We start from the raw sequence: 19,388 nt of genomic DNA on the forward strand, positions 1-19,388 counted from the left end.
TGTGATGTCGCTCGCCCCGCCGGCGACGGCCGACGGGCCACCCACGGCGAACCGCCGCGGACTGTGAGATCGATTACCCCCGAGGTCACCTCGGCGGCGTCTGCTCGCCACCGGGCAAGCCGGGGATGTTCGGGATCGGGATGGTGATCGTGCCCGGCCCGTCCTCGACATGCGTCCGGGTGGGCGCCACCGTGCCCGCCGACGTCGGCACCGCGGTGGGCGGGGTCGTCGGCGCGGACGTAGGCGGCGTGGTGGGCTCGACCGGAGGCGTTGCCGGGGCGGTGGTGTCCACGGGCGGCGTGGTCGGCCTGGTCGGCGGCTCCGTCGGCTCGGTCTCGGACGGCTCCTGCGACGTCGACGACTCCGGCGGCACGCCCATGATCGTGTTGGTCACGTCGCTGGTCGGCGGCACCGGCGCGGTCGAGCCGGGCGTGGTGGGCGCGGTCGGATCGAGCGTCTGCTCGAGCTGGGCCGCGATCTCGGGCGAGATGCCCCGCAGCTCCGCCAGCAGGCGCTGCCACTGACCGGCCAGATCCCGCTTGGTGCTGTCGTCACTGACCTGGGAGACGTTGACCTGAGCCCGCTCCAGCAGCGCACGGGCCTGCGCCGCGTTGCCCTGCTCGATCGCCTGCCGGGCCTGCGTCAGCTCGGAATCGGCACGCGCCACCACGGTGGTCTGCGCCTGTTCACTGAACACGACCTCCTTGACCCGCCACAGCGGATCACCGGGTTCGGCGTTGTAGGAGAACGCCGTCACCCCGCCGAAGACGAGAGCCAGTGCGGCCGCGGTACCCGCGATCGGGCCGACCAGGCGTAGCCGGCCACGATTGGCCGCGCTCACCCGGACTTTACGGGCGCCGATCTCCTGGTTCACCGCGGCGAACACCGTGTCCAGATCCGGGTCCGCCGGTAGGTCGGGAGCCACGAGCTCCGCGCGCCAGTCCGCCAGTAACGAGGCGAGCTGGAACTCCTCCGGGTTGTCGGTCTGCACCGGCCCACCACCGGCGATGGCGTCGATCAGAGCATCGTCGCGGCGTACCGCGACGATGTCGACCGGGCCGCTGTCGCCGGCGCCCTCGGCGTAGGGACCGCTGTTACGCGATCCACGTCGCGCCTTCCAGTCATCCCTAGCCATACATTTCACCTGCCCTCGCCACTTGTGACTTCAGTTTCGCGAGTGCCCTGTGCTGGGCCACTCGTATCGCACCCGCCGTACTGCCCACGGCGACCGCGGTTTCTTCCGCTGACAAACCCATGACCAAGCGCAGGATCAGGATCTCCCGATGCTTCTCAGGAAGCGTTGCGAGCAGACGGTTCATCTGCCTGCTCGTCTCGGATTCGAGAGCTCGCTGCTCCGGGCCTTGGTCGGTGGATATGACATCTGGTACTTCGGCCATCGCCTCCGCCTTGTTACGAGCGGCGTTGCGATGTGCGTCGGCGACCTTGTGCGAAGCGATTCCGTATACGAAGGCCATGAAGGGCCTGCCCTGGTCCTGATACCTGGGCAGCGCGGTCATCACGGCCAGACATACCTCCTGCGCAACATCGTCGGCGGAAAGCTGGCCCCGCTCGGCCGCACCGATACGCGCACGGCAATACCGGACAACGAGCGGGCGGATCAGCTCGAGTACCTGAGCTAAAGCGGATCTGTCGCCCTGCGCTGCGGCAGTGACGGCGAGGTCCAGCTCTTCGCCCGAGTGAGTCATCGTCAGAGATATTCCTGGCGTTACAAGTGGCACCGGCCCGATGACCTGTGCTCCCGCAAGTGTTTGCGGAACGGGTCTAACAATAGCGACACCCGGCGCGCGGCCGGGCAACATGGTCGGTTGTCACTACAACCCGAGCGGTCGGAAAGTGCCCCCACGACGGGCTATCTCGGCCGAGCAGGCCCGCGCCTCCCTCTCCGCGGATGCCTCGCCGAGACCGGATCGCAGCATCGCGCACGCCCACCGCAACGGCAGCAGATCGCGCTCCCGGCAGTCGGCCGCGACTATGTCGGCCATCACCTTCGCGGTGCCGAGATCGCCCGCCGCGGCACTCGCGGCCGCGAGCAGCAGCCGCGATTTGATCCGGTGCCGTACCGAAGACGCATCGTCGGCGGCCGCCACGGCCGCGCGCGCGTGCGGCAACGCCGCCTCGGCGGCGCCCGCGGCGAGTTCGGCCTCGGCCGACACCCAGTGCCGCCGGATCCCGGCCCGCCACCGGTCGTCGGGCACGGTGGCGGCGCAGCGCGCCAGCAGCCGCCGCGCCAGGGCGATCCTGCCGACGCCGAGCGCGTCGGCCGCGAGCCCGGTGAGGGCGTCGGCGGCGGCGTCGTACGCGTCAGGGCGGTACGGGCGCCCGAGCCCGGGCAGCGGTCCCTCGTCCGAGCCTGAGGCAGCACGCGAAGCGATCAGGGGCAGCGCCAGGCCCGCCGCGTCACCGTCCGGGCCGGAGGCGAGGGTGTGCCAGCCGAGCTGGCGCAGCAGCGAGCCGCGGGTGCTCGCGGCGAGCGAGAGCAGCACCGGATCGGCCCCGCCCGCGCGCACCCGAGCGAGTTCGGCGCGGGCCGCGGCGTAGCGGCCCTGTCCCCCGAGCACCACCGCGCGCAACCAGTGGCCGTAGGCGTCGTGGGCGGCTGGCAACTCGGCAGCGGACATGCCGGGGCGGCCGCCGAACGCGGCGTCGGCGAGGGCTTCATATCGAACATCCACAGGGGGATCTTGCGCGAATACGGCCCGCGCACCAACCCCGGCCCACCGCCGGTCGCCCTCCGGTTCCGGGGCGCCCGAAACCTTCCGGCAACCCTCCAGCATTTCTTGCACGGTATTGATGTTTCCATCACGTAAATCTCGTCCGGCGCCCCGGGATCGGCGACCACTCGAATTCACATGCGTTTCGCGCAATTAACCTCGGCGCCGCGTTTCCGCCATCTCATAGGCTCTCGACATAGCAGCCTCCACCACTCCCTCGAGGGCGCCCCGACGGCCCCGCACACCCCTCCGATACCGGAACGTACCGAGAAAAATATGAACTGAACTGCGCAAACACTCGGCGCATGCGAGCAGGGATCAGCGCGCCGCCCACTGGCCAACCGGCCAGTATTACCGGATGACCTGTTAAATGTAAACAGCGCCCAGGTTAAATCTCGCCATTAAGGATTCAGAAAACCGGTGCGCCGAACTATTGACGGAATTTCGCGGCTGGACCTAACGTAGCTCATCGCCACGGACGGCGCCGCGCGAAATGGCAGCGACCGCGAAGGGCGAGCCGCGGGGCATCGCCGATCGCGATGTGGCCCACGACTGTTGCAGACACACTGCTCGACAACGCCGACGAGCTCGCACTACGAGGAGTTCACCATGCCCATGCCCACCCACCTCCCCGGACCGAACGCCGATGTCTGGGATTGGCAGATGCGCGGCTCCTGCCGCGGCGTGGACTCGGCGGTGTTCTTCCACCCCGACGGCGAGCGCGGCCGCGCCCGCACCGCCCGCGAGATGCGCGCCAAGGAGATCTGCCGCACCTGCCCCGTCCTGATGCAGTGCCGCAGCCACGCGCTCAAGGTCAGCGAGCCCTACGGCATCTGGGGTGGCATGTCCGAGACCGAGCGCGAGATGCACGCCCGGCGCAACCGCAGGCGAATGGCAGTCTGAACAAGCGACCCATCCGCGCGTTGCGGGGCGCCGAATGACTTCCCAAACAACCGGCCCCTGCTACACCGGATGCTCGATCACCGGCCGGGCGCCCGACGGCCCATCGCCGAGCGCGCCCGGGACCGACGTCGAGGTACGGCATCGCGATATCCGCAGGCAGCGCTCCTTGCGAGCCGCCCGCGGACGCACGGACGTCGGAGCGGAGCCGCGCGTCGGCTCCCGGTGTGCCACAGCTGAATCGCCCGGCGTGTCGCGCTCGCACGGCACCGTAGCTGGGCCGTTGCCATTTCTTGCCGACCCCGCCGGAAGGAGGCGATAGCAACGCGCTACGGTAGTGACCGATGACACAGAATGGAGCGTTGTGACAACGCGGCCGCCGGCCGCAGAGGGCGACTCGTTCCGTAGAGAAGCCATCCCACCGAGCGTGGAATCTGCGGTGTCGGCACGCGCAGCCGAAAGCATCGAGCTAGCCGCTCTCTTGCATCGTTGCGGCGAGTCCGACCAGGAAGCTTTCGCCGAACTGTACGACCGAACGTCGGCTCGGGTGTTCGGTCTGGTGCTCCGGGTGCTCCACGACCCGGGGTACGCGGAGGAGACGACACAAGAGGTGTATCTCCAGATCTGGCGAACCGCAGCCAGCTTCGACCCCGCGAAGGGGTCCGCCGTGACGTGGTTGATGACGCTCGCCCACCGGCGTGCCGTCGACCGGGTCCGCGCCGAACAGGCGCACACCGTGCGGGAAGTCGCGTACGGGGTGCGGGTGCTCGGCAACGAGTTCGACGAGGTGACCGAAGAGGTCGAGCGCAGGCTCGAACAACAGGCCGTCCTCGCCGGGCTCACCGGCCTGACCGAGACACAGCGGGAAGCCATCTCGCTGGCCTACTACGGCGGCCGGACCTACGCGGAAGTGGCCACCCATCTCGGCGTAGGGTTACCGACCGTTAAGTCCCGGATTCGGGACGGATTGACACGACTGAAGAAAAGTTTGGGGGTGACGTGAGATGAACGAAGGCCAGGTCGATCTCGCGCACACCGTCGCGCTCGGATCGATCGACGACGAAGACCATCACGCGGTACAGGAATTGCTCGACGGTGAGGATCCGGTACTACGTGCCGTGTTCCTCGCGGAGGTACAGCAGACCAAAGACGCTCTGTGTACCCTCTCCGCCGTGACGGCCACCGCGCCGCCACCCGCATTGCGCGCCCGGTTGCTCGCGGCCATCGCCGCCGAGCAACCACCAGTGGCCTCCTGATCGAGATTCACCGGTTCCGCCCGGGCCCGAGGAGACGCTCCCGGCTCGGTTGCTCGCTCCCCCGGACCTCGTGCGCGTCCGAGCGCCGGTCCCCACGATCACCGTCGGTGCCAGGGTGACGGTGCGGTTCCCCCGTCACTTCTCGCGCACGCCGCGCAGGCCGTCGAGATCCGCCTCCCGCGGACATCCGCCCTCGCGCACATCCCCGAAACGACAAGGCCCCCGGAACATGTCCGGGGGCCTTCGCCATACCGCGATCAGTGCGCGTGACCGTGATGTCCGTGGTCGTCGGCCTCCTCGGCCGGCTTGTCGACCACGGCGCTCTCGGTGGTGAGCACCATGCGCGCGACCGAGGCCGCGTTCACGACGGCCGACCGGGTCACCTTCACCGGGTCCACGACGCCGTCGGTGAGCAGATCGCCGTAGGTGAGGGTGGCGGCGTTGAAGCCGTCCTTGCCCTCGGCGACCTTGCCGACCACCACGGCGCCGTCCAGGCCCGCGTTGCTGGCGATCCAGTACAGCGGCGCCTCGAGCGCCTTGCGGACCACCTCGACGCCGACGGCCTCGTCACCGGACAGCGAATCGCGCAGCTCGACCAGCTTGGCCGCGGCCTGCACCAGAGCGGTGCCGCCACCGGGCACGATGCCCTCGTCAACGGCGGCCTTGGCCGCGCTCACCGCGTCCTCGACGCGGTACTTGCGCTCCTTGAGCGCGGTCTCGGTGGCCGCGCCGACCTTGATCACCGCGACACCGCCGGACAGCTTGGCCAGGCGCTCCTCGAGCTTCTCGCGATCCCAATCGGAATCGGTGGCCTCGATCTCGCGGCGCAGCTGCGCGCTGCGGGCCGCGATGTCCTCGGCGCTGCCCGCACCGTCGACGATCGTGGTGTCGTCCTTGGTGACGACCACGCGACGCGCCTTGCCGAGCAGCTCGATGCCCGCCTCGCGCAGGGTGATGCCGAGATCGGGGTTGATCACGGTGCCGGCGGTGACGACGGCCAGGTCGTCGAGGAACGCCTTGCGGCGGTCGCCGAAGAACGGAGCCTTGACGGCGACGGCCTTGAGCGTCTTGCGGATCGCGTTGACCACCAGGGTGGACAGCGGCTCGCCCTCCACGTCCTCGGCGATGATCAGCACCGGCTTACCGGATTCGGCGATCTTCTCCAGCAGCGGCAGGAAGTCGGGCAGCGAGGTGATCTTGTCCCGGTGCAGCAGCACCAGGGCGTCCTCGAGCACGGCCTGCTGGGTGTCGGTGTCGGTGACGAAGTAGGGCGAGAGATAGCCCTTGTCGAACTGCACGCCCTCGGTGACGACGAGCTCGGTCTGCAGCGTCGAGGACTCCTCGACGGTGACCACGCCGTCCTTGCCGACGGTGGTCAGCGCCTTGCCGACCATCTCGCCGATCTCCTCGTCGCGCGAGGACACGGTGGCGACCTGCGCGATGGCCTGCTCGCCCGAGACCGGGGTGGCCGCGGCCAGCAGCGCCTCGGAGACCGCGTCGGCGGCCTTGGCGATGCCCGCGCCGACGGTGATCGGGTTGGCACCGGCCGCGACGTTCTTCAGGCCGCCGCGCACCAGCGCCTGGGCCAGCACGGTGGCGGTGGTGGTGCCGTCGCCGGCGACGTCGTTGGTCTTGGTGGCGACGCTCTTGACGAGCTGGGCGCCCAGGTTCTCGAACGGGTCCTCGAGGTCGATGTCGCGCGCGATGGTGACGCCGTCGTTGGTGACGGTGGGGCCGCCGAAGGCCTTCGCGAGCACCACGTGGCGACCGCGCGGGCCGAGGGTGACCTTCACCGCGTCGGCGAGCTTGTCGACGCCGCGTTCCAGAGCCCGGCGAGCCTTCTCGTCGAACTCGATCTGCTTTGCCATAAGTCCTTTTCCTCGGATTCCGGGGCGGCGCGGCCCGGTGGGGCCGTGACCCGCCGCCCGGTTGGGGGCTGAAACGACAGAGCCCCGGCCCCGTGGAAGGGGAACCGGGGCACCGTCGTTACGACTCGATCCCGGACGAGGCCGGGAAGCGCGGGCCGGTCGGGCCCGCGCCGAGCGCGGTCACTTGCTGACGACAGCCAGCACGTCGCGCGCGGACAGGATCAGGTACTCCTCACCCTGGTACTTGATCTCGGTGCCGCCGTACTTGCTGTAGATGACGGTGTCACCCTCCTGGACATCCAGCGGGATCCGCTTCTCGCCGTCCTCGTCCCAGCGGCCGGGGCCGACGGCGACGACGGTGCCTTCCTGCGGCTTCTCCTTCGCCGTGTCCGGGATGACCAGGCCGGAGGCCGTCGTCGTCTCGGCCTCGTTGGCCTGGACGAGGATCTTGTCCTCGAGCGGCTTGATGTTCACGCTCGCCACGTTGAGCCCTCCACTTTCAGGGGATTACGGTCGTCCGGGACTGTTGTCCCGGACCGTCGGTTCGGTCACGGTGCACGACCCCTGCGCACAGCCCCGTCGTCGCGGGTGCCGGGACCCGGCCCAGTGGTCACAACTGCCTGACACCGGCGATACGCGGGGTGGACGATCGCCCGGCCACCACGTTCACCAGTGCCACTAGCACTCTATACATGAGAGTGCCAGCGCTCAAGGCCGGGTTCTGCCAATCCGGCGCCCGCGGCCGCGCCGAACCCACACTGAGCAGTGTTGGTTACCCCGGGGCCCGGGGGCTTCCCATCGGTTCCGGAAATCTGTAACGTTCGGATAACGGATTGTGACAGTATTGACGACGGTTGTTCCCGCCTCTGGTCTCTCTCACGAACCGGCGCCCGCGGGGGCCATCGTCAGGTAACGAAATACGAAGTACGGCGTCACAAGAGCTTCACCACAGTGCGATCCCACATCACCACCGTGCGAATCCACACAGGGCAAGTCCACACGTGATCCGGAGCGGCTCCACCGTCCCACCAGGCCGAACGGAACGACCGGGTCCCGAGTCCGGAGCGCTCGCCGACCACGCGGCGTTGCGGCAGTCCATTCGAGATGGTCGGCGACACCGTGACCATCCGCTCGAAGGGAGGTGAACATGCGAACAAGCCTCGGTATCTCCGCCGGGAACGAGGTCGTGTGCTCGGCGCTGGTCGCCACCGCGTCCAACGGTGCGCAGAGTTTCGACTACCGCGTCGTGTCCGCCGATGCCGCGCATTCCGACATCGGCGATCTCGTCGCGTCCTCCATCGATCTGATGACCACGCAGTTGCCCGTCCAGCAGACACCGCACGACATCGCATGGCCCAGCCATCCCGTCGGCGTCAGCTTCGCGGGGTCGCACCCGCCCGGGCTCGAGGCCGCCGCGGGCAAGCCGCCCACCTCCGTCGCCGTCGCCTACCGCAACAAGGAACAGGCGCAGGTGATCCGGTCCGCGACCGGCAGGCAGCGCGCGCTGGAACTGGTGCCCGAGGGCGTCGCCGCGCTCACCTACCTGCGCCACACCGGTCTGCTCGACCGCTACGAGACCGTCGCCGTCGTCGACCTGGGCGCCACGGGGCTGAGCGTCACGGTGGCCGATCCGGCCGACAGCACGGTCCTGCACTCCCAGCGCACCCACGCGGTGAGCGGCAACGCCATCGACGACCTCATCTACCACCACCTGGTCGACGTGCACTACGCCCGCCGCGGTACCCGGCCGAATCGCGGCATGCTCACCAACCGGGGGCGCGCCGCCAAGGAGCATCTGTCGATCGCGCCCGCGGTCACCATCGACCACGTCGCGGGTCGCCCGCTCAAGCTCACCAGGGCCGATTTCGAGGAACTGATCGCCGATCTGCTGGGCGAGGCCACCGGATTCGCGCAGGCCGTCTTCGCGCGGGCGCCCAAGTTCCCGCAGGCGGTCGCGGTGATCGGCGGCGGCGCCAATATCCCCGCTGTCGTCGCGGCGCTGGAGTCCGACCTCGAGCTGCCCGTGATCACGGTCGATGACCCCGAGGCCGTGATCGCCAAGGGCGCGGCGCTGGTCGCCGACTCCGCGCAGCCCTCGGTGTTCCCGGTGGCCGCGCTCGGCGCGGAAGCGTCGTCGGGCACGTTCACGAAGGTGGTCGGCACGCTGGCCGGCGCCATCGTGGTGGTCGGCCTCGTGATCGGTTACGGCTTCAAGACATTCGCGCCCACCTCCGAGGAGGAGGTCTCCCCCGCGGGCACCACGAGCAGCGCGCTGGTGCCGCCCGCCCCGCCGGTGACCGTCGCTCCGCCCACGGGAGCGGGCACCGTCACCACGGAGGACCGCGAGCCCACCGTTTATCCCACGGGCAGCGTGCCGACCACGGTGCCCGCCACTACCCAGCCGACCACGCCCACCAGCACGGTGGCGACGCCGTCGGCCACCACCACCACGCCCACGCCCACGCTGCGGCCCGACCCGAATCTGCCGCCGATCCCGTTCCCAGAGCTGCTCGGCCCGCTGCTGAGCCCCACCACGCCGACCACGCCCACACCGGGCGCGAATCCGGCCGCCCCGGGCGGTTCCTCGCAGCTCGATCGGAACCCGAACAACACCGAGTCGCCGACGACCACCGGCCCCACCACCGCGCCGGCGCAGACCCGTATCCCGTTCCCGTTCCCGCGCGCCAACTCCGGCTCGTCCACCCCCGATTCGGCGGAGCCCAGCCCGCTCCAGCTCGCGCCGACGGACTGAGGGCCGAATCCTCGGTCGCGCGCGGGTGATTCGCGGGCGCATCGCTCCCGGACTCGGCTGTGTCGCCGACCCGCATCAGGGTCACCGCGACCACGCGGCATCCGCCGAGCTGTCCGGCCCGTCGGCATCGTCACCGTTCGCGCCATGGTCGAGCAGCCTCTCCCTCGGTCTGCCGATCCAGACGCGAGGCTCCCGGGTGGTCGGCAGGGGGCTGTCCCCGGCAGCGCGAAACCAGATGTGTGAGCGTGATTCGCGGACCGTCAGGCGATCTGGCTCACCGACACCGGCAGCCCCGGATCGGTGGCGACCGTCAGCGAGGACGGCGCCGCGCCACCCGCGATGACGTGGGCGCCCAGGGCCGCGATCATCACGCCGTTATCGGTGCACAGGCGCGGTTTCGGCACGCGCAGCGTGATACCGGCGGCGGCGCACCGCTCCTCGGCCAGCGAGCGGATGCGGGAGTTCGCCGTCGCGCCGCCGCCGAGCACCAGCGTGCTCACGCCGACGTCCTGCGCGGCGCGCACCGCCTTCAGGGTGAGCACGTCGGCGACGGCTTCCTGGAAGGACGCCGCGATATCGGGGATCGGCAGATTCTCCGTCGTGTTCCCTTGGCGCTGCGCGCCTTCCACATACCTGGCCACAGCCGTCTTGAGTCCGGAGAAGGAGAAGTCGTAGCGGGCGTCGCGCGGCCCGGTCATCCCGCGCGGGAACGCGATCGCCTTCGGGTCGCCGTACGCGGCGGCCGCGTCCAGCGCGGGCCCGCCGGGGAAGCCGAGCCCGAGCAGCCGGGCGACCTTGTCGAACGCCTCACCCGCCGCGTCGTCGACGGTGCTGCCCAGCTCCACGATCGGCTCCGCCAGATCCGTGACGTGCAGCAGATGCGTGTGCCCGCCCGAGACCAGCAGCGCCACGCACGGCGGCATCGGGCCGTGCTCGAGCGTGTCGACCGCGACGTGTCCGCCCAGGTGGTTCAGCGCGTAGAACGGCACATCCCACGCCGCCGCATACGCTTTCGCCGCCGCGACGCCCACCAGCAGGGCACCCGCGAGGCCGGGGCCGATGGTCACGGCCAACGCGTCGGGTTTGGCGATCCCCGCCGCCGACAGCGCGCGGCGCATGGCGGGCACGATCGCCTCGAGGTGTGCGCGCGACGCGATCTCCGGCACCACTCCGCCAAAGCGGGCGTGCTGGTCGACGCTGGAGGCGACCTCGTCGGCCAGCAGCTCGCAGCTGCCGTCGGGCAGGCGGCGGACGATGCCGACTCCCGTTTCGTCGCAGGAGGATTCGATGCCCATGACGATCACGACAGCACCTCGTCAGGGAGCGGGAGCGCGGTCAGTTCCGGCCTGCGCATGGTGTAGGCGTCGGCGCCGCTGGGGTGGTAGTAGTTCTTGCGCAGCCCGATGATGTGGAAGCCGTGCTTGGCGTACAGCCCGATCGCGGGCGCGTTGTCGGTGCGCACCTCCAGGAACACCGGCCCGCCGCGCTTACCCGCCTCGGCGAGCAGCGCTTCCAGCAGCAGCGTGCCGATGCCCGCTCGGTGGTACTCCGGGTCGACGCCGATGGTGTGCACCTCGGCCTCAGGGTGTTCGGCATCACCGAGCAGCGCGACACCCGCGTACCCGACCATGCGGCCGCGCTCGTCGCGGGCGGTGATGTAGCAGTTGTGCGGGCCCGCGAGTTCGGAGCGGAACGCGACCGCCTGCCACGGATCGTCCTCGGGGAACAGCAGGTGCTCGAGTTCTACGCAGCGCTCGATGTCGGCGGGCGTCATCGGGGCGATGCGGATTCCGGGGGTGGGGTGGTCCACCGTCACGCCCCCGTCCGGTCGAGGGCGCGGTAGCTGTTCTCCACGGCGTCGGGCCTGCGCAGGTAGAGCGGGGTGAGCGGTTCGGGCACGGTGCCCGCGAGCAGCTCGGCGGCCGCGACGCGCACCAGTCCGGCGGGCGAGGGCGTTTCGACGGGCAGCACGGCCAGGTCGAACAGGTCCACGTGCGAGGCGGACCCGGCGATCGCGGCGGCGCCGGCCACGTCGAGCTCTCCCGGCTTGATCACGTCGGGCCCGGCCACGCGCGCGCCCGCGTGGTAGCGCGCCCAGTACACCTCGCGGCGGCGCGCGTCGGTGACGACGAGCAGTTCGCGCTCGCCGAGATCCTCCTGCGCGCACACGTCGGCGGCGATGGCGTCGAGACTGCACACGCCGTACACCGGAATGCCGAGCGCGTCACCGAACGCGGCGGCGGTGGCCATGCCCACCCGCAGGCCGGTGAACGGCCCCGGCCCCACGCCCGCGACGACGGCCCCGATATCGGTCCTGGAACGCCCTGCCTCGGTGAGGCATTCGAGGATCTGCGGCGTCAACGCCTCCGCGTGCGCGCGGGCGTCGACCCGGACCCGGGCGGCGACGGTGCGCAGCGCGACGCCGTCGGCGGCGGGCTCCAGATCCACCAGTCCCGCTGTAACGGCGGGCGTCGCGGTGTCGACAGCGAGTACAAGCATGATTGGCCCCACGATACCGGGTGGTACTCGGCCCCGACGCGGAGCTACCGGATAGCTACGCCGGTGTGACCGGCGTCTATTCGATCCACTCCCACACCGCGGTCCGCGTGTCGGATTCCGGTTCGCGGCTCAGCCGCACGCGCAGGTGCCGGTCGGCGAGATGCTCCACCACACCGAGTCCCCACTCCACCACGACCACGGCGTCGTGCAGGTCGGTGTCGAGGTCGAGCGCGTCGAGTTCGTCGAGGTCGCCGCCCAGCCGATAGGCGTCCACGTGCACCAGCGGCACCGCGGGCCCGTCCGCGCGTTCGCCCGCGCGATGCTGTCTGGCGATGATGAAGGTGGGCGAGCTGACCCGGCCCCGCACCCCGAGCCCGGCCGCGATACCGCGCGTCAGCGCCGTCTTGCCCGCACCCAGCGGACCGTCGAGCACGACGAGATCCCCCGCCCCGAGTTCCGCCGCCAGCTCACGCCCCAGCGCCTCGGTGTCCTCGACGGTGGGCAGAACCCGCCGCTGCTCCACCCTTACCTCCCAGTCACGACTTCCGGAGAACTGGTCCGAGCGTACCGACGGGGCGGGAGCAGGTCCGTCACCGGGCGCATGCGATAGGGCCGCGGTCCCCCGGATATCCGGCGGGCGCCGGTGTGGCCCGCCGGGTGACGGGCTCGTGGAGCGGTGTCCGGCGTCTCGGTGGCCGGCGTCACGGTGTTGTCCCAAGGGGACGCCCGACAGCGTGGACAACCTGGCGGCCGTGCGGGCAAGGTGAGGACTACGGCGTCCTCGATCCGGTAGGCCGTCCCTCGCCGAACGCTATTGCTCACGCTCCGCCGGTGTGGCGCAACGAAACATCGGGCTCGTCGGCGAACATGCCCGCGCGCAGCATCAGCGCGTGCAACGCGTCGTTGACGGTGTCGGGGAACTGGAGATGCGGCATGTGGGCGGCGCCCGCTAGGCGGATGAGTTCGCTGTCGGGCAGCGCCCGCGACAGGGCGCGGGAGTTGCGGAACGGGATCACCAGGTCGTGCGCGCCGCCGAGCACCAGCACGGGCAGACCGGCCAGCGTGGGCAGGGCGGCCGATTCATCGTGCAGCTCAATCGCCTTCAAGAATTTCACGATCGTCTCCACCGGGGTGCCGTCGATCATGAGGGTGGTGAAGCGCGAGAGCGTGGGACTCACCGGGCCGTGGAACGAGCTGACGTGCAGGATCGGCGCGATGAGGTGGCGCACCGTGGAACGTCCGGCCTGCACGAGTGCGGGCGCGGTGTGCACGGCCAGCCGGAAACCGTCGATCGCGGGATTGCGCAGCAGTTGGGTGATGCCCGCCGCCGTCACCTCGGCGGCCGCGGTGGAGAGCAAGCCCACGGCCACGACCCGCCGCGCGAACAGGTCCGGGAACTGGGCCGCCGCGGCGAGCACCGCCATTCCGCCCAGCGAATGCCCGACCAGCGCGACCGGGCCGGCGGGCGCCACGGCCTCCACCACCGCCGCCACATCGCGACCCAGCTGGGCGACGGTGCAGCTCTCGGTGGCCGGCGTGCCCGAGCGGCCGTGCCCGCGCAGGTCGAAGAACACCAGCCGCGCGGCGTCGCCCCAGCGCCGCGCCAGATCCCGGCGCTGGAAGTGGAACGACTCCATGCTGTTGCAGAACCCGTGTACGAACACCACGGTGAGCGGTGCCTCTGGCGGCCCGCACTCGCGAACGGCCAGGCGCACACCGTCTTCGGTGACCACCGCGCCGGGGCGGTCTGCCTCGATCAGGCCGAAATCCTCGTCGCGGTACTCGTCGCGGCGCGCGGGCGACAGCACTCTCGCCCCGGCGCGGCGCAGCGCGTGGGCACCGGCCAGCGCGCCGACCACACCGGCGGTCGCCATGCCGCCGCGCCAGATGGTCGAACGATTATGGTTGCCCCGCAAGATATTCGAACGCCGCGACCTCATCGTGAACCCCTTCACGTATCGGCGGACCACACGCCGTCGAGTCCAGCACACGCGGCCCTCACGGGCAAGCGACTCCCCCGCCGACGTGTCGGCGCGTCACCCGGCCGCGCGGCGAGCACACGATCTCGTAGTGGATGGTGTCGAGCCGATCGGCCCACTCCTGGGCGCGCGGCTCGGCCGGGCCGCCGCCGAACAGCACGGCGGTGTCCCCCTCGGTGACGCCCGCCGCGTTGTCGCCGAGGTCGACTACGAACTGGTCCATGCAGACCCGGCCCACGTTAGGCCGCCGCTCGCCGCCGAGCAGCACGTCGAACCGCCCGCTCAACGGGCGGAACACGCCGTCGGCGTACCCGGCGGGGATCAGGGCCACGGTGGTGTCGCGCGGGGCGATCCACCGGTGCCCGTACGACACGCCCTCGCCCGCCGCGACCCGTTTGACCAGCGCGACCTTCGCCTGGAACGTCATCGCGGGCCGCAGGCCGAGATCCAGGCCCGGCACCGGGTCCAGCCCGTATACCGCGATCCCGGGACGGACCATGTCGAACGCCAGATCCGGCCTGGTGATGGTGGCCGCCGAATTCGACAGGTGCGCGATCTCGGGTGCGAGGCCGTGTTCCTTCGCCGTCGCGAGGGCAGCCAGGAAGCGATCGCGCTGCACGTCGATGAACGGGTGCTCGGGTTCGTCGGCGTGCGCGAGGTGGGAGAACACGGCGCGGAAGCGCACCACCTCCTCGCGTACCAACTCGCGCAGCGCGCTCAGCACCTCGGGGTATTCGTCGGGGGCGACACCGTTGCGGTTCAGGCCGGTGTCGACCTTGAGGGTGAGGATGGCGGTCCGGCCGGTGCGGCGCGCCGCGGCTTCGACCGCGCGCAGGTGCGCCAGGGAGGACACGCCGATCTCCACGTCGGCGGCGATCGCGGCGGCGAAATCGGCGTCGGTGTTGTTGAGCCAGCACAGGATCGGCGCGGTGATCCCCGCGTCCCGCAGCGCCAGCGCCTCGGCGACCGTGGTGACCCCGAGTTCCCGCGCGCCCGCGGCCAGCGCGGCCCGCCCCACCTGCACGGCGCCGTGGTTGTAGCCGTCGGCCTTCACCACCGCCATCACCGCCGCGTCGCCCGCGTATCCGCGCAGCACCCGCACGTTGTGGGCAATGGCATCCAGATCGACGACCGTCTCCACTTGCGCACTCACAGCTTGCGATCCTGCCACCTGCGCGGTTCGCCGCGGGAAGGTGTCCCGGACACGCGCGCCGAAGCAGTGGCCCCAGTACCCGGCTCACCAGCATCAACGCCGCGCCCACCGGTACGAGGAGTCCGCGACGGCACCGGGCGAATACGTGACCACCGCTATCCCGACACACCGGATCGGACTGCCGCAGCCCACCTCATACCCCCGACAGCGTCCGCAGAACGCGGACAGCGGGCCGGATGTGCTCGAGCAGCGGGGTGGCCGAGGTCGGGGCGGCGGCGTGGTGGTCCTCGTGGGCGGCGAGGTTGGCGGCCAGCGAGTGGACGCGAGCGGCCGCGGCCGCGGCCCACAGGGGGTCGCGACCGGCGGCGAGCAGCGCGCCGATGACGCCGGAGAGCACGTCCCCAGCACCGGCGGTGGCTGCCCACGAACCGCCCGCCTCGTTGACGAGAACCCGGCGGCCGGGTGCCGTGATCAGGGTGGCGCGCCCCTTCAGCAGGAGGGCGACCTGCCACGCCTCGGCGAACTCACGCACGGCCGCGACGCGATCGGCCCCCACCTCGCGCCCGGCGAGTCGCGCGAACTCGCCCGCGTGCGGGGTGAGCACGGTGGGCGCCGTGCGGTGGTGCAGCAACGCCGGTTCGCGGGCGAGCAGGGTGAGGCCGTCGGCGTCCACCACCACGGGCACATCGCTGGCGAGCACCTCCGCGAGCCGGTCGCGTGCCTCGTCGTCGACGCCAGCGCCGGGGCCTATCACCCAGCACTGCACGCGTCCCGCCTTCGAAATGTCTTGGACGGCAACCACCTCCGGGAAGCGGGCGAGCACGTCCCCCGCCGCGGTCCCCACGTACCGCACCATCCCGGACGTCGCCGCGACCGCCGCACCTGTGCACAGCACCGCCGCACCCGGATACCGGGCGCTGCCCGCGACGATTCCGGTGACGCCCTGGGTGTACTTGTCGTCGGCGGGCCCCGGCACCGGCCACTCCGCGCCGATCGACATCGGTTCCAGCGCCGCGAGTTCCGGGTCGGGCAACCGTAATCCGATGGGCACCAGTTCGATTCGCCCGCACCACGGCGCGGCCAGCGCGTGCACCGGCTTGTACGCGCCGAACGCGACCGTCACATCGGCCCGCACGGCGGGGCCTTCGACCGCGCCCGTGTCCGGATCGACGCCGCTGGGCAGGTCGGCCGCGATGATCGGCACGTCCACGTCCGCCACGAGTTCGGCCGCGCGCGGACGCAGCGGTCCGTGTCCCGAGATCCCCACGATGCCGTCGACCACCAACTCCGGCGCGCCCAGGTCCTCCCCCACGCGCCCACCCGAAGCGCGGAGCGCGGCAAGCCCTTTCGCGTGCGCGCGGCCGGGCGCGAGCAGGACGGCCCGCACGTCGACCCCGCGCCTGCGCAGTTTCGCACCCGCCCACAACGCGTCGCCGCCGTTGTCACCCGAGCCGACCAACAGCGTCACGGCCCGCCCGGCGATCCCGCCCGTGCGCGCCCGCAGTTCCGACGCCACCACCGTCGCCAGCCCGTGCGCGGCGCGCTGCATCGGCATGCCCTCGGGCACCCTGGTGAACAGCTCGGCCTCGGCCGCCCGCACTTCATCGGCGGTGTAATAGCCCCGCAAGACCGACATCGGCGCGCCTCCACTGGTGTCGAACGGCACTGTGCGCGGGACCGGCGTGTTCCCGCACTTCCGGACGTTACTCGCCCCCACCCACCGGGTGCCGCCTGCCGAGCGCGTCCCCGACGGATTCGCACGTCATCGACCGGCGCATCCCCGCCGGAAAGTGCGTTCCCTCTCACCGGCCGCCGCGGCCGTGGCGAATGCCGGTGCGCGCGAGCGCGGCGACTAGTGTCGGACATCATGCCGATCGTTCGCCACGCCAAGTCCGCCCAGGTCGTCACCGCACTCGCCCTGGCGGCGTCGCTAGCGCTGGCCGGCTGCGGCTCCGGCGACGACAGCGCCGCCCCGGCCACCACCACGATCGACGCCGCGGCGACGTCCACCGCCCCCATCGAACGCCCCGCCACCACGGTCTTCGTCGAGGTGAACGACATGACCTTCTCCCCCGCGAACCTGACCGTCGCCCCAGGCGACACCGTCACCTGGCGGTTCCGCGATTCCGCGCCGCATTCGGTGCAGGGCATCGGCGATCGCGCCATGGGGATCAACAGCCCGATCATCGACCAGGGCGAATGGAGCTACACCTTCACCTCGCCGGGCTCCTACCGCTATCTGTGCACCCTGCACCCGGAGATGCGCGGCACCGTCACCGTGGAGTGAGCACTCCGGCAGGCACACGGACGCCCGACTCACGACGGGTGAGCCCTACTCGACCGTGACCGACTTCGCCAGGTTGCGCGGCTTGTCCACGTCGTAGCCGCGGGTCTGCGCCACCTCGGCGGCGAAGATCTGCAACGGCACGGTGGACAGCAGCGGCTGGAAAAGCGTGGGGGCCGAGGGGATTTCGATGAGGTCGTCGGCGAACGGGCGGACCGTGTCGTCGCCCTCCTCGGCGATCACGATGGTGCGGGCGCCGCGCGCCTGGATCTCGCGGATATTGCTCAGCAGCTTCGAGTGCAGCACCGCGCGGCCCTTCGGGGAGGGCATCACCACGATCACCGGCAGCCCGTCCTCGATCAGCGCGATCGGCCCGTGCTTGAGCTCACCCGCCGCGAAGCCCTCGGCGTGCATATACGCCAGCTCCTTGAGTTTGAGCGCGCCTTCCAGTGCCACGGGGTAGCCGACGTGCCTGCCGAGGAACAGCACCGTGGGCACGTGTGCCAGCTCCCGCGCGATCTTGCGCACCTGCGGCGCGGTTTCGAGCACACGCGCCACCAGCTTGGGCATGGCCTCCAACTCGTGGAACTCGCGCGCCACTTCGTCGGGGTACTTGGTGCCGCGTGCCTGCGCCAGCGCCAGACCCACCAGATAGTTGGCCGCGACCTGCGCCAGGAACGCCTTGGTGGACGCGACGCCGATCTCGGGGCCGGTCCGGGTGTAGACCACCGCGTCGGACTCGCGCGGGATCTGCGCGCCGTTGGTGTTGCAGATCGCCAGCACGCGCGCCTTCTGCTCCTTGGCGTGGCGCACCGCCTCCAGCGTGTCGGCGGTCTCGCCGGACTGCGAGATCGCCACCACCAGCGTCGACCGGTCCAGCACCGGGTCGCGGTAGCGGAACTCGCTGGCCAGCTCCACCTCGACGGGCAGGCGGGTCCAGTGCTCGATCGCGTACTTGGCCAGCAGGCCCGCGTGATAGGAGCTGCCGCACGCCACCACGAACACCTTGTCGAACTCGCGCAGCTCCTGGTCGGCGAGGCGCTGCTCGTCCAGGACGATGCGCCCGCCCGACTCGTCGACGGTGAAGTGCCCGATCAAGGTGTCGGCGACCGCGGTGGGCTGCTCCTCGATCTCCTTGAGCATGAAGTAGTCGTGGCCACCCTTCTCGGCGGCGGCCAGATCCCAGTCGATGGTGAACGGACGGGTCAGCACACCCTCGGTGGCGCCATCGAAATCGGTGACGAGGTAGCTGTCGGCCGTGATCACCACGGCCTGGTTCTGGCCCAGCTCCACGGCCTCGCGGGTGTGCTCGATGAACGCGGTCACATCGGAGGCGAGAAACATCTCGCCCTTGCCGACGCCCACCACCAGCGGGGTGTTGCGCCGCGCGGCGACGATCATGCCCGCGTGGTCGGCGTGGGTGAAGACCAGCGTGAACGCGCCCTCGAGGCGGCGCACCACGGCCAGCGCGCTCGCGGCGAAATCGCCCGCGGTGGGACCGTCTGCGTAGGCGCGGGCCACCAGGTGCACCGCCACCTCGGTGTCGGTGTCGCTGAGCAGTTCCACGCCCGCGTCCTCGAGCTCGCGGCGCAGCGGCGCGAAGTTCTCGATGATGCCGTTGTGCACCACCGCGACCTTGCCGGTCTCGTCCCGGTGCGGGTGCGCGTTGCGGTCGGTCGGCGCGCCGTGCGTGGCCCACCTGGTATGCCCCATGCCGGTGGTGCCCGCGAACACGCCCGCCGCCGACTCGCCGAGTTCGGCCTCCAGATTGGCCAGCCGACCGGCCTTGCGTTCCACCGCCAAGCCGCCCGAACCGTCCAGGATCGCCACGCCGGCGGAGTCGTATCCGCGATATTCCATGCGGCGCAACGCATCGACGACAACGCCGAGCGCGTCCCGGTACCCGACGTAGCCAACGATTCCGCACATGGCTCCCCAGACTACTTATCGGATAACGTTCACGTC

At 70.8% G+C, this 19,388-nt stretch carries 18 protein-coding genes; 5 read left to right on the forward strand and 13 right to left on the reverse strand.

Annotation, left to right across the window (positions count from 1 at the left end; genetic code table 11):
- Positions 1–85: 85 nt before the first annotated feature.
- The 3 genes from DFR74_RS20420 to DFR74_RS20430 form a co-directional block, all read right to left on the reverse strand.
- Entirely contained in the window at positions 86–1,135 is a 1,050-nt protein-coding gene (locus DFR74_RS20420) for an anti-sigma-D factor RsdA (protein WP_084537997.1), read from the reverse strand.
- On the reverse strand, positions 1,128–1,706 hold the full coding sequence (locus tag DFR74_RS20425; protein ID WP_067512282.1) for a sigma-70 family RNA polymerase sigma factor: 579 nt from the start codon (positions 1,704–1,706) through the stop codon (positions 1,128–1,130). Before DFR74_RS20425 ends, DFR74_RS20420 begins: the two co-directional genes overlap by 8 nt.
- 126 nt (positions 1,707–1,832) lie before the next feature.
- Positions 1,833–2,693 carry a hypothetical protein gene (locus tag DFR74_RS20430; protein WP_113975216.1) on the reverse strand — a complete coding sequence of 287 codons (861 nt, stop codon included), beginning with the start codon at positions 2,691–2,693 and terminating at the stop codon, positions 1,833–1,835.
- A 648-nt stretch (positions 2,694–3,341) separates the two neighbouring features.
- Here DFR74_RS20430 and DFR74_RS20435 point away from each other — a divergent pair.
- The 3 genes from DFR74_RS20435 to DFR74_RS20445 all read left to right on the forward strand — a co-directional run bounded on the left by DFR74_RS20435 (position 3,342) and on the right by DFR74_RS20445 (position 4,888).
- Positions 3,342–3,635 (forward strand): WhiB family transcriptional regulator, encoded by a 294-nt coding sequence (locus DFR74_RS20435; RefSeq protein WP_067507208.1) that lies wholly within the window; start codon positions 3,342–3,344, stop codon positions 3,633–3,635.
- Positions 3,636–4,059: 424 nt separating this feature from the next.
- Positions 4,060–4,635: a sigma-70 family RNA polymerase sigma factor gene (locus DFR74_RS20440; protein ID WP_067507211.1), complete on the forward strand. Its 576-nt coding sequence runs from the start codon at positions 4,060–4,062 to the stop codon at positions 4,633–4,635.
- A 1-nt stretch (position 4,636) separates the two neighbouring features.
- Positions 4,637–4,888: an RskA family anti-sigma factor gene (locus DFR74_RS20445; RefSeq protein WP_067507214.1), complete on the forward strand. Its 252-nt coding sequence runs from the start codon at positions 4,637–4,639 to the stop codon at positions 4,886–4,888.
- A 257-nt stretch (positions 4,889–5,145) separates the two neighbouring features.
- Here the strand turns inward: DFR74_RS20445 and groL are convergent, their stop codons facing one another.
- Together groL and groES are read right to left on the reverse strand one after the other, a co-directional pair.
- Positions 5,146–6,756 (reverse strand): chaperonin GroEL, encoded by a 1,611-nt coding sequence (gene groL, locus DFR74_RS20450; RefSeq protein ID WP_067507217.1) that lies wholly within the window; start codon positions 6,754–6,756, stop codon positions 5,146–5,148.
- Positions 6,757–6,936: 180 nt separating this feature from the next.
- Positions 6,937–7,239 carry a co-chaperone GroES gene (gene groES, locus DFR74_RS20455; RefSeq protein ID WP_014349218.1) on the reverse strand — a complete coding sequence of 101 codons (303 nt, stop codon included), beginning with the start codon at positions 7,237–7,239 and terminating at the stop codon, positions 6,937–6,939.
- A gap of 664 nt (positions 7,240–7,903) precedes the next feature.
- Between groES and DFR74_RS20465 the strand changes: the two genes are divergently transcribed.
- Entirely contained in the window at positions 7,904–9,508 is a 1,605-nt protein-coding gene (locus DFR74_RS20465) for an Hsp70 family protein (protein ID WP_067507454.1), read from the forward strand.
- 260 nt (positions 9,509–9,768) lie between these two features.
- Here the strand turns inward: DFR74_RS20465 and tsaD are convergent, their stop codons facing one another.
- From tsaD to DFR74_RS20500, 7 genes are all read right to left on the reverse strand, one after another.
- Positions 9,769–10,812: a tRNA (adenosine(37)-N6)-threonylcarbamoyltransferase complex transferase subunit TsaD gene (gene tsaD, locus DFR74_RS20470; protein ID WP_067507225.1), complete on the reverse strand. Its 1,044-nt coding sequence runs from the start codon at positions 10,810–10,812 to the stop codon at positions 9,769–9,771.
- Entirely contained in the window at positions 10,809–11,282 is a 474-nt protein-coding gene (rimI, locus tag DFR74_RS20475) for a ribosomal protein S18-alanine N-acetyltransferase (protein WP_067507456.1), read from the reverse strand. Before rimI ends, tsaD begins: the two co-directional genes overlap by 4 nt.
- A gap of 38 nt (positions 11,283–11,320) precedes the next feature.
- The gene (gene tsaB / locus DFR74_RS20480; RefSeq protein WP_067507229.1) at positions 11,321–12,007 is read right to left on the reverse strand and encodes a tRNA (adenosine(37)-N6)-threonylcarbamoyltransferase complex dimerization subunit type 1 TsaB; all 687 of its coding nucleotides are present in this window, start codon (positions 12,005–12,007) and stop codon (positions 11,321–11,323) included.
- A 76-nt stretch (positions 12,008–12,083) separates the two neighbouring features.
- Positions 12,084–12,530, reverse strand: coding sequence for a tRNA (adenosine(37)-N6)-threonylcarbamoyltransferase complex ATPase subunit type 1 TsaE (gene tsaE, locus DFR74_RS20485; protein WP_067507232.1), 447 nt, complete (start codon positions 12,528–12,530; stop codon positions 12,084–12,086).
- Between the two features lie 295 nt (positions 12,531–12,825).
- Positions 12,826–13,881, reverse strand: coding sequence for an alpha/beta fold hydrolase (locus DFR74_RS20490; protein ID WP_067507235.1), 1,056 nt, complete (start codon positions 13,879–13,881; stop codon positions 12,826–12,828).
- A 124-nt stretch (positions 13,882–14,005) separates the two neighbouring features.
- Entirely contained in the window at positions 14,006–15,157 is a 1,152-nt protein-coding gene (gene alr, locus DFR74_RS20495; protein WP_067507238.1) for an alanine racemase, read from the reverse strand.
- A gap of 175 nt (positions 15,158–15,332) precedes the next feature.
- Positions 15,333–16,766: an NAD(P)H-hydrate dehydratase gene (locus tag DFR74_RS20500; RefSeq protein ID WP_067507459.1), complete on the reverse strand. Its 1,434-nt coding sequence runs from the start codon at positions 16,764–16,766 to the stop codon at positions 15,333–15,335.
- 240 nt (positions 16,767–17,006) lie between these two features.
- On the opposite strand from DFR74_RS20500, the gene DFR74_RS20505 reads away from it, so the two are divergent.
- Positions 17,007–17,426: a cupredoxin domain-containing protein gene (locus tag DFR74_RS20505; protein WP_067507462.1), complete on the forward strand. Its 420-nt coding sequence runs from the start codon at positions 17,007–17,009 to the stop codon at positions 17,424–17,426.
- A 45-nt stretch (positions 17,427–17,471) separates the two neighbouring features.
- Here DFR74_RS20505 and glmS read toward each other — a convergent pair whose 3' ends face one another.
- Complete coding sequence (gene glmS, locus DFR74_RS20510) at positions 17,472–19,352, reverse strand: glutamine--fructose-6-phosphate transaminase (isomerizing) (protein ID WP_067507240.1); 1,881 nt, start codon at positions 19,350–19,352, stop codon at positions 17,472–17,474.
- Positions 19,353–19,388: the final 36 nt, after the last annotated feature.

The organism is Nocardia puris, assembly GCF_003315035.1.
GTDB classification, from domain to species: Bacteria; Actinomycetota; Actinomycetes; order Mycobacteriales; family Mycobacteriaceae; genus Nocardia; species Nocardia puris.

Coding starts and splice junctions, on each gene's coding strand:
- DFR74_RS20420 (WP_084537997.1), bottom strand. CDS start 1,135: ATGGCTAGGGATGACTGGAAGGCGCGACGTGGATCGCGTAACAGCGGT.
- DFR74_RS20425 (WP_067512282.1), bottom strand. CDS start 1,706: ATGACTCACTCGGGCGAAGAGCTGGACCTCGCCGTCACTGCCGCAGCG.
- DFR74_RS20435 (WP_067507208.1), top strand. CDS start 3,342: ATGCCCATGCCCACCCACCTCCCCGGACCGAACGCCGATGTCTGGGAT.
- DFR74_RS20445 (WP_067507214.1), top strand. CDS start 4,637: ATGAACGAAGGCCAGGTCGATCTCGCGCACACCGTCGCGCTCGGATCG.
- groL (WP_067507217.1), bottom strand. CDS start 6,756: ATGGCAAAGCAGATCGAGTTCGACGAGAAGGCTCGCCGGGCTCTGGAA.
- DFR74_RS20465 (WP_067507454.1), top strand. CDS start 7,904: ATGCGAACAAGCCTCGGTATCTCCGCCGGGAACGAGGTCGTGTGCTCG.
- rimI (WP_067507456.1), bottom strand. CDS start 11,282: ATGACGCCCGCCGACATCGAGCGCTGCGTAGAACTCGAGCACCTGCTG.
- tsaB (WP_067507229.1), bottom strand. CDS start 12,007: ATGCTTGTACTCGCTGTCGACACCGCGACGCCCGCCGTTACAGCGGGA.
- DFR74_RS20490 (WP_067507235.1), bottom strand. CDS start 13,881: ATGGCGACCGCCGGTGTGGTCGGCGCGCTGGCCGGTGCCCACGCGCTG.
- DFR74_RS20505 (WP_067507462.1), top strand. CDS start 17,007: ATGCCGATCGTTCGCCACGCCAAGTCCGCCCAGGTCGTCACCGCACTC.
- glmS (WP_067507240.1), bottom strand. CDS start 19,352: ATGTGCGGAATCGTTGGCTACGTCGGGTACCGGGACGCGCTCGGCGTT.